The organism is Sulfurimonas sp., from assembly GCF_029027405.1.
Lineage (GTDB): Bacteria > Campylobacterota > Campylobacteria > Campylobacterales > Sulfurimonadaceae > Sulfurimonas.
In genome coordinates, this window is the sequence record NZ_CP093396.1 from 1,124,996 (window position 1) to 1,141,059 (window position 16,064).

11 protein-coding genes, 6 tRNA genes and 1 pseudogene are annotated in these 16,064 nt (G+C 30.5%); 16 read left to right on the forward strand and 2 right to left on the reverse strand.

Annotated features, from left to right (window positions below; all coding sequences use genetic code 11):
• Position 1: 1 nt before the first annotated feature.
• Positions 2-2,761, reverse strand: coding sequence for an isoleucine--tRNA ligase (gene ileS, locus MOV42_RS05240; protein ID WP_324172732.1), 2,760 nt, complete (start codon positions 2,759-2,761; stop codon positions 2-4).
• Positions 2,762-2,884: 123 nt separating this feature from the next.
• On the opposite strand from ileS, the gene MOV42_RS05245 reads away from it, so the two are divergent.
• The 7 genes from MOV42_RS05245 to MOV42_RS05275 all read left to right on the forward strand — a co-directional run bounded on the left by MOV42_RS05245 (position 2,885) and on the right by MOV42_RS05275 (position 5,086).
• The gene (locus MOV42_RS05245) at positions 2,885-3,979 is read left to right on the forward strand and encodes a CinA family protein (protein WP_324172733.1); all 1,095 of its coding nucleotides are present in this window, start codon (positions 2,885-2,887) and stop codon (positions 3,977-3,979) included.
• A 69-nt stretch (positions 3,980-4,048) separates the two neighbouring features.
• A tRNA-Lys gene (locus MOV42_RS05250) sits at positions 4,049-4,124 on the forward strand.
• A 14-nt stretch (positions 4,125-4,138) separates the two neighbouring features.
• A tRNA-Asp gene (locus MOV42_RS05255) sits at positions 4,139-4,215 on the forward strand.
• Between the two features lie 186 nt (positions 4,216-4,401).
• A tRNA-Val gene (locus MOV42_RS05260) sits at positions 4,402-4,477 on the forward strand.
• A 26-nt stretch (positions 4,478-4,503) separates the two neighbouring features.
• Positions 4,504-4,579: transfer RNA gene (locus MOV42_RS05265), tRNA-Glu, on the forward strand.
• 126 nt (positions 4,580-4,705) lie between these two features.
• A tRNA-Val gene (locus tag MOV42_RS05270) sits at positions 4,706-4,781 on the forward strand.
• Positions 4,782-5,009: 228 nt separating this feature from the next.
• A tRNA-Asp gene (locus MOV42_RS05275) sits at positions 5,010-5,086 on the forward strand.
• Between the two features lie 6 nt (positions 5,087-5,092).
• Here the strand turns inward: MOV42_RS05275 and MOV42_RS05280 are convergent.
• Complete coding sequence (locus MOV42_RS05280) at positions 5,093-6,208, reverse strand: FtsW/RodA/SpoVE family cell cycle protein (RefSeq protein ID WP_324172734.1); 1,116 nt, start codon at positions 6,206-6,208, stop codon at positions 5,093-5,095.
• A gap of 48 nt (positions 6,209-6,256) precedes the next feature.
• Between MOV42_RS05280 and MOV42_RS05285 the strand changes: the two genes are divergently transcribed.
• The 9 genes and pseudogenes from MOV42_RS05285 to MOV42_RS13980 all read left to right on the forward strand — a co-directional run.
• A complete protein-coding gene (locus tag MOV42_RS05285) occupies positions 6,257-7,234 on the forward strand; it encodes an RluA family pseudouridine synthase (RefSeq protein ID WP_324172735.1) in 978 nt (325 codons plus the stop codon).
• On the forward strand, positions 7,182-8,537 hold the full coding sequence (locus tag MOV42_RS05290; RefSeq protein WP_324172736.1) for a hypothetical protein: 1,356 nt from the start codon (positions 7,182-7,184) through the stop codon (positions 8,535-8,537). The genes MOV42_RS05285 and MOV42_RS05290 overlap by 53 nt, the downstream gene beginning before the upstream one ends.
• A gap of 10 nt (positions 8,538-8,547) precedes the next feature.
• Positions 8,548-9,720, forward strand: coding sequence for a tRNA (guanosine(46)-N7)-methyltransferase TrmB (gene trmB, locus MOV42_RS05295; RefSeq protein WP_324172737.1), 1,173 nt, complete (start codon positions 8,548-8,550; stop codon positions 9,718-9,720).
• Positions 9,713-10,384, forward strand: coding sequence for an ABC transporter ATP-binding protein (locus MOV42_RS05300; protein ID WP_324172738.1), 672 nt, complete (start codon positions 9,713-9,715; stop codon positions 10,382-10,384). The genes trmB and MOV42_RS05300 overlap by 8 nt, the downstream gene beginning before the upstream one ends.
• Positions 10,371-11,183: an FtsX-like permease family protein gene (locus MOV42_RS05305; protein ID WP_324172739.1), complete on the forward strand. Its 813-nt coding sequence runs from the start codon at positions 10,371-10,373 to the stop codon at positions 11,181-11,183. Before MOV42_RS05300 ends, MOV42_RS05305 begins: the two co-directional genes overlap by 14 nt.
• Entirely contained in the window at positions 11,180-12,403 is a 1,224-nt protein-coding gene (locus tag MOV42_RS05310; protein ID WP_324172740.1) for a M23 family metallopeptidase, read from the forward strand. Before MOV42_RS05305 ends, MOV42_RS05310 begins: the two co-directional genes overlap by 4 nt.
• A 38-nt stretch (positions 12,404-12,441) precedes the next feature.
• Positions 12,442-12,798 (forward strand): hypothetical protein, encoded by a 357-nt coding sequence (locus MOV42_RS05315; RefSeq protein ID WP_324172741.1) that lies wholly within the window; start codon positions 12,442-12,444, stop codon positions 12,796-12,798.
• A 35-nt stretch (positions 12,799-12,833) separates the two neighbouring features.
• On the forward strand, positions 12,834-14,303 hold the full coding sequence (gene thrC / locus MOV42_RS05320; RefSeq protein ID WP_324172742.1) for a threonine synthase: 1,470 nt from the start codon (positions 12,834-12,836) through the stop codon (positions 14,301-14,303).
• 726 nt (positions 14,304-15,029) lie between these two features.
• Positions 15,030-16,064 (forward strand): annotated as a pseudogene (locus MOV42_RS13980) (methyl-accepting chemotaxis protein); the annotation flags it as partial.

Here is a 16,064-nt window from a genome sequence, read left to right on the forward strand (position 1 = left end):
ATTAAGCACTTACAACTCTTGTACATCTTTGACAAGTTGTATCTTCATTTTCTGATTGATATTTCCAGCATCTAGGACATTTATGAGCTGTTGCTTTATAAATAATAAAAGTATCATCTTTAACTTTAAAACTACCTAACTCTTTTTTTGCTTGTTCATCTGTTAGAGCAGAAACAACAAACCAATCCTCAGCATCTGTAGCATCCATTTCAAGAGCAATAGTAGAATCAGTTTTTATAACTAACTCTAAAGTGTTTTTAATAATTTTTTCTTTTTTTAAAGCGTCAACGATAGCTCCAAAACCAACTCTCGCTTTAGTCATATACTCAGCATTAAAAGTAGATTCTCCAGTTTGGATAGCTTCATAAGTCATATCAAAAATAGACTCTGCATCACCTCTTACAATAGCTGGAGCATTTTCGACAATCTCATCAGCAGTATAAGTTAAAATAGGAGCCATGATAAGAAGAAGTGATTTTGTGATTATAGCCATAGCGCTTTGACTAGCCATTCTTCTTGGGTCATTTTTAGCGTTACAGTAAAGAGAATCTTTTGTCATGTCAATATACATACCGCTTAGTTCATTTACTACAAAATTATTTAATATACTCATACCATGAACAAAGTTATATTCTGAAAAAGACTTATGAACATCTTCAAGTACGCTCTGTGCAACATCAAGTATCCACTTGTCTAATTCACCCATATCTTCATAACTTGTAAGATTTTCTAAGTCATTTATATTTGCAAGCATAATTCTAAAAGTATTTCTAAGTTTTCTATAGTTTTCAGAAGTTTGTTTTAATATACCTTGAGAAATTTTTAAGTCACTTTGATAGTCACTAGATGCAACCCAAAGGCGAAGGATTTCACTTCCGTATTCTTTTAAAATTTTCTCTGGAGCGATAACATTACCTTTTGATTTGGACATTTTTTCGCCCTTATCATCAACAGTAAATCCATGAGTCACAACACCCTTATAAGGTGCTTTATGCTCAACCGCACAAGATAAAAATAGAGATGATTGGAACCAACCACGATGTTGGTCTGAGCCTTCTACATATAAATCTGCTTGATATTTTCCAGCATCATAATTACGAGATTTTAAAACACTATTCCAAGTTGAACCACTATCAAACCAAACATCTAAAATATCTGTTACTTTTTCTAGTTCATCAGCTTTATATCCACTTCCTGGATAAAGAAGACTCTCTATTGGCATCGAGTACCAAGTGTCACTCCCTTGCATCTCAAAAATCATAGCTATATAGTTTAAAACTTTTTCATCAAAGATAACTTTACCAGTCTCTTTAACTCTAAAAAATGCGATAGGAACACCCCAATCTCTTTGACGACTTATACACCAATCAGGACGATTTTCAACCATAGAAGTAAGTCTTTTTTTACCACTTTCTGGGATAAAAATAGTTTTTTCAATTTCATCTAAAGCTATGTTTCTAAGAGTTTTATCTTGTCCCTCTGGTTTTTGATCAACAGAGATAAACCACTGTCTTGTTGCTCTAAATATAAGAGGAGTATGACTTCTCCAACAGTGTGGATATGAGTGAATAAATTTAGATTCTTGTAGTAAAGAATCTCCTAAAAGTTCTAAAATCCTATCGTTACATTTGAAAATGAGTTTACCTACAAACTCTTCTGGATTTGGTAATAATTTTTCTTTAACAACTGTTTCATCAAAACAGCCTGTTTCATCAACTGGCATAATAACTTCTAAGTCATACTTGAGTCCAATACGGTAATCGTCCTCACCATGCCCTGGAGCAGTATGAACACCACCTGTACCACTATCCATTAGTACATGGTCACCTAAAACAATTTTTGAAGTTCTGCCATTTAATGGGTTAATTGCAACTTGATTTTCAAAAAGTTTTGAATCTATATCCTTTTCTATTTCACCTTTAAGTACTCCTTGTTCTAATAATGACTCAAAAAGAGCTTTCGCAACAATGTACCCATCTGTTGTAAGAACATATTTTTCTTCAGGATGAAGAGAGATTCCTGTATTTGATGGAAGTGTCCATGGAGTTGTTGTCCAGATAACAAGAGATGCTTTAGTTGCTATATCTGCTTTAGCTTTTGCCGCGTCACTTAACTCAAAAGCTACATAAATAGAATGTGATTCTTTATCTTCATATTCTACTTCAGCCTCAGCAAGTGCAGTTCTCTCCGCCCATGACCAATAAACAGGCTTGCTTCGCTCAATTAAAAGACCTTTTTTGGCAACAGAACAAAGTGTTCTGTAAATATTTGCTTCAAATTTATAATCCATAGTTACATAAGGATTTTCCCAGTCAGCTAAAATACCAAGAGTTTTAAATTCTTTTTTTTGAATATCAACAAATTTTGCAGCATGAGTACGACAAAGTTCTCTGACTTTTGAAACTTCTAAAAGTTCTTTTTTCTTTTTTCCGCCAAGTTTTTTCTCAACTTGTTGCTCTATTGGAAGACCATGACAATCCCAACCTGGAGTAAAACGAACAGACTTTCCATCAAAATAATTATGCTTAACAATGATGTCTTTTAAAACCTTGTTAAGTGCATGACCTATATGAATATGACCATTTGCATAAGGAGGTCCATCATGAAGAGTAAAACTAGGAGCATCTTTACGATTTGTTTTCATCTTATTATATATTTTATTTTTATCCCAAGAAGCATATCGTTTTGGTTCGTTGTTGATTAGATTGCCTCTCATGGCAAAATTTGTAGTAGGTAAAAGTAGTGTGTCTTTGTAATCCATCTGTGACCTCAAAAGTGTTTAAAATTTTTGGATTATACTTACAATGTGTTTAAAAGCTTCTTTAAAGTAGTAATATGGTGCTATAATACTTTTAAAAAATTTGCGTTTTGGGTAGGTAAACACATGAAATTAAATCTTTTATTTATAGGCAATAAATTTATATATAATGAGTCTTTACATGAATATATAATGCGAAAAATCAAAGAAAAAGTTGACTTTATTGATTCTATAACTTATTTTAAGGAGAGTGATAATTCACTTTTTTTATATTTAGAAGAAGAATTGAACTTATCAAATAAACTTATAATCATCACTTCAAAAAAACATTTTTCTACTATCGGAAAACTTATATGCACTGTAACTAGCGATAATCAAGTGTTAAATGAAAATATGTTGATTCCATCAAACTCTTCACTCTTTGAAGATGCTAGTTATCTCTTGGAGTATAAAGATTCTATAACAAATGTATTGCATATCGATGAGATGCAAAAGATGCCAGAAATACTTTTCAATTTAGAACAGAGTAAAGCGGTGATTCATATATTTGAAAAAACTAAAGAAGAAGTAACCGAATTTTTATCGCAATTAGCACAAACTTTTGATGTTAATATTGATGTTATTCTTATTATAGACGGATGGTTAAGAGTTGATATAACAAGTAAAAAGTATGGAAATTTATCAGAGTTTATAAAATCTGCAAAAGAGTTATTGCCTCAAAATCTAATTACTTCTTCAAATATTGTTGGTTTAATCATAGAAAAACTATCAAATGCAAATAAAAAGATAACTTTTGCAGAGAGTTGCAGTGGTGGTTTGTTAAGTTACTACTTTACAAAAGAAAATGGAGCTTCAAAAATCTTAGACGGATCATTAATAACATATTCAAATGAAATAAAAGAAAATTGGCTTGCAGTTGGACATGAAACTTTGGAGAATTTTGGAGCAGTGAGTTCTGAAGTAGTTGGAGAGATGAGTGAAGGGGCATTAAATGTAAGTAATGCTGATTATGCACTTTCTATTAGTGGAATTGCTGGAGATGGAGGAGGAAGTGAATTAAAACCTGTTGGAACTGTTTATATTGGAGTGAGTAGTGAAACGCATCATGCTAATTTGTATTTAAATTTAGATGGTGATAGAAACTATGTGCAACAACAAAGCGTGTTATTTGCCATAAAAATGCTCATATTAATGGATAAAGAGATGTTTTTTAAAATTTAAGCGAAAATTTATTGACATATAAAATCTATTTGCCTATAATTTCGTCCTCTTAAGCATTTAGGAGAATCTGTCTTGTTAGCTCAGCTGGTAGAGCACGTCACTTTTAATGATGTGGCCGATGGTTCGAATCCATCACAGGACACCATTTTATTTACGGTTGCGGTGGTAGTTCAGCTGGTTAGAATACCTGCCTGTCACGCAGGGGGTCGCGAGTTCGAATCTCGTCCACCGCGCCATTTTTTTGATTATTTGCACTTCAGTGGTTAGCTCATGTACTTAAAGTACACTTCGTTAAAAACTTCAGCACAACTAATTCAAAAAAATCAAGTTTATTTAATTTTTTGTTTAGACAAGGCGAGACTGATTGAGGAATAGTTTACTATCCGAAAGAGGGAACAACGAAGTATAAACTAAAAAGCAGAGGGCGTTTAGCTCAGTTGGTAGAGCGCTACCCTTACAAGGTAGATGTCACAAGTTCGAGTCTTGTAATGCCCACCATTAATAAACCTTTTGTTTATGAAAGTGACCCTTTCGTCTAGTGGCCAAGGACACTATCACTTCATGGTAGGGACAGAGGTTCAAATCCTTTAGGGGTCGCCATTTTTTGGTGTTATAAATTTTAGATTTAATTTTAAACTTTTGATTTTTTCTTTAGCCAAGGCGAGACTGATTGAGGAATAGTTTACTATCCGAAAGAGGGAACCGAAGTATAAAGTAAAAAGCAGAGGGCGTTTAGCTCAGTTGGTAGAGCGCTACCCTTACAAGGTAGATGTCACAAGTTCGAGTCTTGTAATGCCCACCATTTTTCGATTATTTGCACTTCAGTGTTTAGCTTATGTACTAAAGTACACTTCGCTAAAAACTTCAGCACAACTAATTCAAAAAAAATAGACAATTTGTTATATAAAATTCTTGATTTTTTCTTTAATCAAGGCAGGTTCTTGAGTGAATGAAGGAGCATAGTTATACTGTGTGACGAATGAGCGAAAGGTTCTAACGCCGAGTAAAGTAAAAAGCAATATTTTAGAGTGCGGTGGTAGTTCAGCTGGTTAGAATACCTGCCTGTCACGCAGGGGGTCGCGAGTTCGAATCTCGTCCACCGCGCCATTCTTTTTAAATAAAACTTTTAGTTCCTCTATCATCATACATATCTTTATATCTAAATGTAATCAGATTTTGCATAATCGCAAACAAAATCATAAAGTTTAAAAAACTACTTCCTCCATAACTAAACATAGGCAAAGGAATTCCTACAACTGGTGCATATCCAATAGTCATAGCAATATTCACCCCCATATAGATAAAAATCATAAAAGAGATGGAAATAGTTACAACTTTTATATAATAATCTGTATTATAAATACTAAGACTCATAAGATGAAGTATGAGAGTAATATATACTAGAATAATGGCTAGAGCACCTAAAAAACCACTTCTTTCTACTAAAAAAGCAAAGATAAAATCACTTGTGGCAATAGGAAGAAATTTCATTTGAGTTTGTGTGGCTTCTTCTTTTGACTTACCTGTTAAACCACCAGAACCTATGGCAATGATGGATTGTTGAACATGATAGGAAGGTTTTTCACTCAAAAAATCTTTGATTCTTACTTTTTGATAATTATGCAAACCAAATTTATAAACAAGAGGAGAAGCTAGTAAAATTGTCACAATAATTGCTGTCCATATTTTCCAATGAACTCCTATAAAAAATAAAACTCCATATCCAATAAGAAGCAAAATAAGAGCTGTTCCTAAATCAGGTTCTTTAGCTATGAGAATAAATGGTAAAAGTATGTAAAAACTAATTATTAAAAAGTCTTTTACTCTATAGCCATTTTCAGGTGGTGGTTTTCTTTGAATAAGATAAGCCAACATCAATATTAAAGCAGGTTTAACAAATTCTGAAGGTTGTATAGTTGCATTTACAAATGGTAGTTCTATCCATCTTTGAGCACCCATACCTCGTGTAGTTCCAAAAAACTCAACTGCAAATAAAAGACCTATATTCGCCCAGTATATAATAGGTATAAGCCAATTCCTTCTGCGTATAGGAAGTAAAAAAACAAAAAGAAAAGTTATAACGGCTACGCCAATATAAGCAGTTTGTTTTTGAGCCAATACAGGAACAGCTTCACTGATAAGCCAATTTGAAGTTAGTACTAAAGGGATTATTAAGATAATAGAAAAAAAATCAAATTGTGCTAAAATACGCTTATTAAATTTCCACAAGGTTAATAACTCCAAATTTTTTTAAAATTGTAACACAAAAGGGACATAATGAGTGATATAAAAAATTATATCTGTGATAATGAACAAAGATTAGACGCATTTTTAACATTAAAAATAGAGCAAACACGTTCTCAGGTAGCGATGCTTATAAAGAATAAGTATGTATTCGTAGAAGATAAATTAGTAACTCGTCCAGGAGTAAAACTAAAGCTTGAGCAGAAGATAAGAGTAGAATTTCCTAAAGTAAAAGAAACGCCTGCTTTAGAAATTGATTTTGATGTCGAGATTCTTTATGAAGATGAAGATGTTTTAGTGATAAATAAACCAAGTGGTCTAACAGTACATCCTGCACCGAGTGTTAAAGAAGCAACTTTGGTAGATTGGCTTAAGCACAAGGGCATCAGACTCTCTACAATAAGTGGTGAAGAGAGACATGGAATAGTTCATCGTTTAGATAAAGGAACAAGTGGAACTATGGTTGTTGCAAAGAATAATAAGGCTCATGAGTTCTTATCGAATCAGCTTCAAGATAAAAGCATGGGAAGATACTATTTAGCAGTAGTAAATCCTCCATTAAAAGACGATTTAACTACGATTGAACAAAATATAGGTAGAAGTTCTCATAATAGACTTAAGATGGCATGCACTCAAGATTCAAAATCAAAATATGCAAAAACAACATTTAAAATTTTAGCAATGTCAAATGATGAAAAACATCAGTTTATTGCTTGTAAACTTTTTACTGGTCGTACGCATCAGATTAGAGTTCATTTAGAGAGTTTAAATCGTCATATTATTGGTGACCATATTTATGCTTTAAGCCCTAAAATAGAGAAGTCGGAACGAATTATGCTTCATGCATATATGATATATTTTATTCATCCAACGAGTAAAGAAAAAGTATCTTTTGTTGCAGCATTTGATGATACAATGAAAACTTATATAGATAAAAAATTTGATATGGAGCAAATAAATGAAGTTATGGACACTAATAGCATCATCAGCAGTTTTTCTGCTAATTCTTAGTGGTTGTGGTTTATCACCAAAACCATCTGCTGAGATTAAAATAGACGCAACACTTCCTGTTATTGAATTAACACCAAGAGGAACATTTGTAGATATGAATGCAATTGCATTTGAATGGAAGTCGATTCAAGATGAGAGAGTTAAGGGTATATATATTTATAAACAGGTTGAGGGTGAAAATAGTGGTGAGCGAGAGCATTATAAAACTATAGATAATCGTTTTACAACACACTACTTAGATGAAAATATAAAACCAGACAGTGCTTATACTTATAGTTTTAAAACATTCTCTAAAGATGCTGAGTCAAGAATGAGTAAATCAAAAACTCTTAACTCTTTGCCTATTTTACAGTCTGTTTCATGGATACAAAGTATTCAAAATATGCCCAGAACTGCAAAAATTATTTGGAGACCACATACAAATCAAAAGGTTAAATCTTATATCATTGAAAGAAGAACTTTGGAAGATGATAAATGGAATGCTATTGCCACAGTAGATGGAAGACTAAATGCTGAATATATAGATAAAAAACTTAAAGATGATTTTGTATACAAATATAGAGTTCGTGTAGTTACTTATGATAATATTACTTCAAGTCCTAGTGAAATAGTTCAAGTTGTAACAAAGGCACTACCAATAAGTATAGAAAATATCACAGCTTCAACTAACTTACCAAAAAAGATTGAAATTAATTGGGATAAATCAATAGAAGAAGACTTTGCTCGCTACTATCTTTACAAATCTGAGGAATCAGATGGTTCTTATGATCTTATAGCAAAACTTTATAATAATACTTTTATAGATGCAGTAGAAGAAGATGGAAAAGAGTACTTTTATAGAGTAAGTGCAGTTGAGAAGAATGGACTTGAGAGTATTTACGATAAACTCTCTATTCAAGGGCTAACATTAGTTAAACCATTAACTCCATCATTATTAGAAGCAAAATTAGTAAATAATAGTATTCAAATAAAATGGAAGTCTAAGGATTTAAGAGTAAAAAGCTTTATAGTTGTTAAAAAAGCAAAATCTGGTTGGTTTGATGCCAAGGAAGAAGAGTTTGTTGATATTAGTGGAAGTAAATTTATAGATTCTGAAATTGCTCCAAATATAACTTATTATTACAAAGTTTTTTCTGTTGATAAGTTTGAAATAAAATCTGAGCCAAGTATTGAAATAACTGTTAGAACACCAAATACAATAAAAGATAATGTGAAAAAAAAAGAATCAACAAAGAAAGAAGATAATTTACAAAAGAAAGAAGTAGAAGAAGTGTTAATCGTGCCTAATAAAGATTTTAGTTAAACGGGGATAAATGCCACATTTACATATTGAAGAGTTCAAAGAGATAGATTTTCCTAAAAGCTATGATGATGTTTTATTTAATTTCATGGCAAAAAATGCAAAACATGAAGATGAAATTCTTATAAGTGTCAGTATTGATGGGGATGATTTCTTTTTACTCGTAAAACAAGAAGAAAATAAAAAACTTTTAAAATCAGATAAATTAACAAGACCAGCAACTGTACATAGTGTGCATAAAGCACTTTTAGCTTATGCAAGTCTTGCAAACTTAAATATTTTATCTTCAAATGTTCCAAATAAAGAAAAAAACACTCACCTAGAAGAGTCAACGGCTTTAAAATCAATAGATTATTTTGTTGATAATTTTCCTGATGTGTCCAAAATGAGAATAGAAGTTGGTTTTGGTTCAGGTCGTCATTTACTCCATCAAGCAAAAGAAAATCCAGATATTTTATTTATAGGTATAGAGATTCATAGAGCATCAATTGAGCAGGTTTTAAAGCAAATTAGTATTCAAAAGCTAGATAATTTACTTTTACTTGATTATGATGCAAGACTATTTATGGAGCTAGTGCCATCTAATCTCATTGGAAAAATTTATGTACATTTCCCTGTTCCTTGGGATAAAAAACCACATCGAAGAGTTATATCAACTTCTTTTATTGAGGAGTCCAAAAGAGTTTTAAAAGTTGATGGACGCTTAGAACTTAGAACAGATAGTGAAAATTATTATGCTTACTCTTATGAAACTTTTATTAATTTCAATAAAACTATACTTCAAATAAATAAAAATAAAGATATAGCAATAAGCTCCAAATATGAAGATAGATGGAAAAAAATGGAAAAAAATATCTATGATGTAACTATGATAAATGAAGAATCTTCTTCTCCTTTGAGCATAGATGGAAATTTTGAATTTTCTAAATTAAAACTATCAATATCTGAATTAATAGATTTACATGGAGTAACAAAAAGGTTTGAAGGTGGATTTATTCACTTTGAGAGAGTCTATACTCTTGAAAATGGAGTAATGATGCGTATATCTATGGGAAGTTTTGATAGACCTGAACACTTATATGTAATTGTAGATGCTTCGTCGATCTGTTATCATCCAAGTCTACCTCTTAAGTCTAAAAGTAATCTAAGTGCACATAAATTTTTAGATGGAGTTTTTAATGGATAAAGTTATAATCGCTCAAGATATGTCACTATCATATTCAAATAGCGAGACAATTATAAATAAAGCAAATTTTTCTATTAATTCTAGTGATTTTATTTTTATAACAGGTGCTAGTGGTAGTGGAAAATCAACTCTTTTAAAATCTCTTTATGGTGCGTTAAAACCAATGCAGGGAAGCTTGATTGTTGGAGGAGTTGAACTTAATGGAGTTAGTATTTCTAAACTTAATTTTTTAAGAAGACATATTGGGATAGTGTTTCAAGATTATAAGCTTGTAAAGGAGTGGACGATTGAGAAAAATATAATGTTACCTCTACTCATAAATGGTTATGAAAAAGATGTTACACAAAATCAAGTAAACTCTCTTTTAAAGCATGTTAGGCTTAAGCACCAAGCTGGAAAATATCCACTAGAACTAAGTGGAGGGGAACAACAAAGAGTTGCAATGGCGAGAGCTTTAGCGCATAATCCAATTTTAATTCTTGCGGATGAGCCAACAGGTAATCTTGATGATTATTCATCACAACTTATTTGGAATCTTTTAGAAGGTGCGAATGAGCAACTAAAGACTACGGTAATTGTTGTTACTCATAATATTCCTCAAACTATGAATGTTGAATACAAGCACTATCATATTGAATATGGGAGTATAAATGAAGTCATTTAAAAATCACTTATCTTTAGTTGTGGCACTCCTTAGCATACTTTTTTCTATGCAAATTTTTATAGTTGCCGATAGATCAATAGAAGCATATAAAGTAAATTTGACAAATAATTACTCGATTATAATAGTTAGTCAAAAAAAGTTAGATACAAAAATAATATTAAACATTAATAGCCTGATTTCTAGTGTAAGTAAAATATCTGCCGATAATGTAATAAAAAGATTAAACACGGGTATAAATGCTAAAAATATAAAATTGTTAAAACTAACTCTTCCAAAATTTTATAAATTAAATTTATCTCAATATCCAAATCCAAAACAGATTAAAAAATTAAAAAAAGATTTATTAAAAAATAAATATATTACAAAGGTAGAAGATTTTTCACGTAGTCATGATAAAACATATAAACTTTTACAATTATTTAAGAATGTTGTATTCTTATTTTCAGTAGTAGTTTTTATAGTAACATCACTTCTCATATTTAAAGAGCTGCGTATTTGGCAGTTTAAGCATAGTGAACGAATGAGTATTATGAGACTGTTTGGTGCTCCTGTATGGTTACGGTCGGCAGTTTTATTTAGGTTAGCCATAGTAGATGCTATTATAGCTAGTATATTAGCAATTGGACTGTTTTCTTATACAGCATCTCTTTCGTTGGTTAAAGAACATTTTTTAAATATAGGTATAGAGGTTAATATATTCGATATAGTCAATGACAGTTCACTGTTATTTGCTTCCGCTCTTACTTTATCAATTATGTTAGCTTTTCTGATAGTTCTAGGGCATAAAGAAGAGGTATGATTCGTTTAATAATAATTTGTATTTTAATACCATTAATATTATTTGCAAAGACAAGTGTAGATGCCAATATAAAAAAAACAAGTACTAAGTTAAACTCTTTTTCTAAAAACTACACTACAGTAAATAGGAAAATGGCTAAAACAGCAACTGCTATCTTAAGGCAAAAAAGAGAAATAATAAAACAGCAAAGAGATTTAAATTCACTTAAAAAAGAGTTAAAAGAAAAAGAAAAAAGTTATAAAATAAATAAGAAAGAGCTAAAAATAATGAAGAAAACTCAATTAAACTTAAAAATCTCTCAAGATAAGTTAGAAGAAGAGTTGTTATTTACAATTGCTCAAAGTGTCTCTTTATCTGTAATATTGGAAGAAGAGGTTAGTGGAAGTGAAGAATCTTTGATAGAGTTTGAAGTTTTAAAAATTATGTTAAAAAGTTCGAAGAAAAAAGTAAAATTATTAAATAGGAAATTTTATATAAATTCAAAAAATATAGATACTTTAAATATTTATGCTAGTTCATTAGAAGTTGCAATAGCAAGTATAGATACAAAAAGAAAAAAAATATTATCAATTCAGAAAAAAAATAAAAAAGCATTAAAAAAGCTAAAGTTCGCAAAATCTTCATATAAAAAAGAGTTAAAAAAATTATTAAATAAACAAGATTTACTCAAAAAAACATTAGCAAAATTAAATATTATAAAAGTAGATGAAATTAAAAAAGCTAAAGAAGAAGAGTTTAGAAAAAAGGCCTTTAAATCTAAAACAATATTGTCAAATAATAACCTTCCTGTTGTCAAAAAACATGGAAGTAGTTATCAAAAAGTAAAAACAAAAAAATATTATGGACGCAAAACAATAGCACCATTTTCTCCATATAAAATAACTAAAAGATATGGAACCTACATCGATCCTATATATGGAATTAAAGTTTTTAATGAGTCTATATCATTAAAGCCTAGTAGAAAAAATACAAAAGTTAAAACAGTATTTAATGGAAAAATTATATACGCTGATAAAACATCAGTTTTAAATAATATTGTAATTATAGAGCATAAGAATGGCTTACATACTATTTATGCAAATCTCTCACAAATCTCACCAAATATTAAAAAAGGTAAAAAAATTAAAAAAGGTTACACCATTGGTCGCGTAAGTGAAGAGTTGATTTTTGAAGTTACTCAAAAGTCTTTTCATATCAATCCAATAAGATTATTTCAATAAAAATATAAAATATTTTAGAAGGAGTAAGTTTATGGAATTTGACAAAGACGAACATAATATGGCTTATTATAATCAAATACTTCTATTCAGATACAAAAAAGAAAAGAAAAAAAACTCAAAGTTTTGCTAAGCAAGAAGTGAATTTTAAAGATTATCTTTATATTCCAAATGGTTGGGAACCAGTTTTATATGTTGTTTATTTTCTACTTATTTTATATGTTATAGGAGCAATCTTTCTATTTTTTAGTATTGCTGGTGCTGATTTTGCAAACTTCAAATTACTTAACATGGCATCATTTTTTATAGTTTGGATTATTGGATATGAGATTGTAGCCACTATTTTACTTATAAGAATACTTGTAATGTTTCTTAAGTATGATGAGGATGACGATTAGGTATACTTTTATAAAATAATTAAATAGAGAGAAAAATGGAATTTATTCAAACTCGCGGATGCGATGAAAACAGACCTCAAAGTGTAACCTTTTCCCAAGCTATTTTAAGCCCAATAGCTTCATTTGGTGGGTTATATGTACCAGAAACTTTACCTAAACTTGGATTAGAGTTTTTAAATAAGCATCTAGACTCATCATACAAAGAATTAGCAGCTGATATGCTAAGTAGTTTTGAAATAGATATTGAACAAAGTGTTATAGATGAAGCTTTATCTCTTTATGATAATTTTGATGATTCTAAAAATCCTGTGCCTGTGATAAAATTAAAAGAAAATTTATTTGTAAGTGAGTTATATCACGGTCCAACTCGTGCTTTTAAAGATATGGCACTTCAACCTTTCGGACATATACTCTCTAGTGTAGCTCAAAAAAGAAATGAAAATTACTTAATATTAGCAGCTACTAGTGGTGACACAGGACCAGCAGCCTTAGAGACTTTTAAAAATAAAAAAAATATTCAAGTTGTTTGCATGTATCCTGCAAATGGAACTTCTGATGTTCAAAGACTTCAAATGGTTACAGAAGAAGCGAGTAACTTAAAAGTTATAGGAATAAAGGGAAATTTTGATGATGCTCAATCAGCATTAAAAAATCTTTTATCATCGAAAAGTTTTGAGAAAACTTTAAAAGAAAAAAATATTTTACTTTCTGCCGCAAATTCTGTTAACTTTGGACGAATTATTTTTCAGATTGTTTACCATCTACATAATTATCTTGAACTTGTTAGACAGGGTTCTACAAAAATGGGAGATAAGGCTTACATAAATGTTCCAAGCGGAAATTTTGGAAATGTATTAGGTGCTTACTATGCAATGCTTATGGGACTTCCTGTAGAGAAGTTAATAATTGCATCAAATGAAAACAATATTTTAACTAGACTCATTAAAACAGGCATTTATGATATGCGTAATCAAGAGTTGATATTAACTACTTCCCCTGCAATGGATATTTTAAAATCATCAAATGTTGAGAGAATACTTTTTGACTTATATGGCTCAGAAAGAACGAAAGAATTGATGCATGATCTAGATACAAAGAAAGTATATACCCTAACATCAGGGGAGCTTTTAAAACTTCAAAAAATATTTGTTGCTGATTTCTCTAATGATAATGAAGGTAAAGAATATATAAAAAATAGTTTTAAAGATGGTTATCTTATGGATCCACATACTGCAACTTGTTTTAAAGCCTATGAGTCATGCGCTATTAAAGATATAGATACTATTATTTACTCAACGGCAGAGTGGACAAAATTTTCTCCTGTTATTGCCAATGCTCTCACTGGAGAAGAAAATGCTCAAGATATAGTAGCATTAGAATCAATATCAAAAGAGGCTAATGTTAAGATTCCTTCAATGATTAAAAAGTTGTTTAATAAAACAATAATTCATAAAAATATTATAGAAAAAGATACAATTGAGAAGGAAATACTAGACTTCTTGTAAAAAGTATATTCTCCATTGCAAGTTTACAAAATCAAGATATAATAACAGCAATTAGGAGAATATATGAAAAATGTACTAATCCCATTTTATGTCAAGGCTATTGTAGGTCCAACTGTTATAATGTCTGCTCTGGCATATATTATCATTCTCTTTTCTGAATTTAGTCTTGGATTACCTTTTATTTTAATATTTTCATTTCTTGGGTCATCCATTACTGTTCTTGGTTTTCACATACTAATGTTTAAGCCAATTATAGAAAGTGCAGATGTATTAGATAAATTCTCTACTAGAAATTTTAAAAAACAAAGAGAATATAAGAAAAAATTTGTGCAACTGGAGTCAAAAACAGTTTTCGTTCGTGCCTTTTACAATAAAATATATCAAACTTTAGACTTACTTATGAATATGGCAGAAATATTATCAATTGATGCTGGAAAAAACTCGATATATACAGCAGACTTATCGGGCTCAATCGATAAATTATCAAATAAATTAGATCAACAAGCACAAACTGTTGAAGTAATCTCTGGTACAACTAGTAAAGTTATGCAAAATATTACAAGTGTTACTCAAAATGCTGAAGAAGCTGCCACTTTTACAACTAAAACTATGAAGGGAAGTATTCAGAGTCAAAAAGACTTACAAGATATCATAAGCAGTATGCAAAATATAAATGAAGTTGTTTTAAGTGCATCTCAAAAAGTTTCAGAGTTAAGTAAAAAATCTGTTGATATTAAAAGAGTGACTGATGTTATTGATGATATCGCAGAAGGAACAAACTTATTAGCATTAAATGCTGCTATAGAAGCAGCTCGTGCAGGTGAACATGGTCGTGGTTTTGCAGTTGTTGCAGAAGAAGTTAGAAACTTAGCAGAAAAGACTGTAGATGCAACTCGTGAAGTAGATATGTCTATAAGTCAAATGCAAGAAGATACAGAAGAAGTTACAAAAGAGATAAAAACACTCTCAGTTCAGATTGGTGATGGTGTAAGTAGAATAGAAGAAGTGGCATCACAAATTAATGATTTCTTAGAGCAATCAAAATATATAGAAGAGAAAATAAGTCAAATTGCTAGTAATGCTTCAACTAACAATAGTGATGTAAATGAGATAGCCACTTCAATTAAAGAATTTAGTATTGGGTTGCAAGAAGGTACTGTGGAGATGAAGAAAATATCTGAATCAACACATGAGCTTATATATGCAGCTGAAAGCTCTTATGAGTCTGTTAGTGAATTTGCTCTAGATGAATATCATGAAAATATTTATAATCTTGGAACAAATGCTGCCTCTAAGATAGAAAAATTATTTGAAGATGCTATTAAAAAAGGGCAGTTAAGCGAAAGTAATTTATTTGATAGAAACTATAAACAAATAGAAAATACAAGCCCTCAGAAATTCTCAACAGCTTATGATAAATTTTGTGATACAAATTTGCCTGCTATCCAAGAAAAAGTTCTCTTGGATAAAACTGTAGGTTATGCGATTGTAACAGATAACAAGGGTTATGTTCCTACTCATAACAATAAATTTGCTCAGCCTCTAACTGGAGACTATGATAAGGATTTAGTTGGGAATAGAAGTAAAAGAATTTATGATGATAGAACAGGTTCTAGATGTGGTAGTCACACTAAAAGACTTCTTTTGCAAACTTATTTAAGAGATACTGGTGAAACAATGCATGATTTATCTGTTCCAATATATATCAATGGAAAACATTGGGGTGGATTTAGAATAGGCTACTTGCCAAATAAGGCCTAA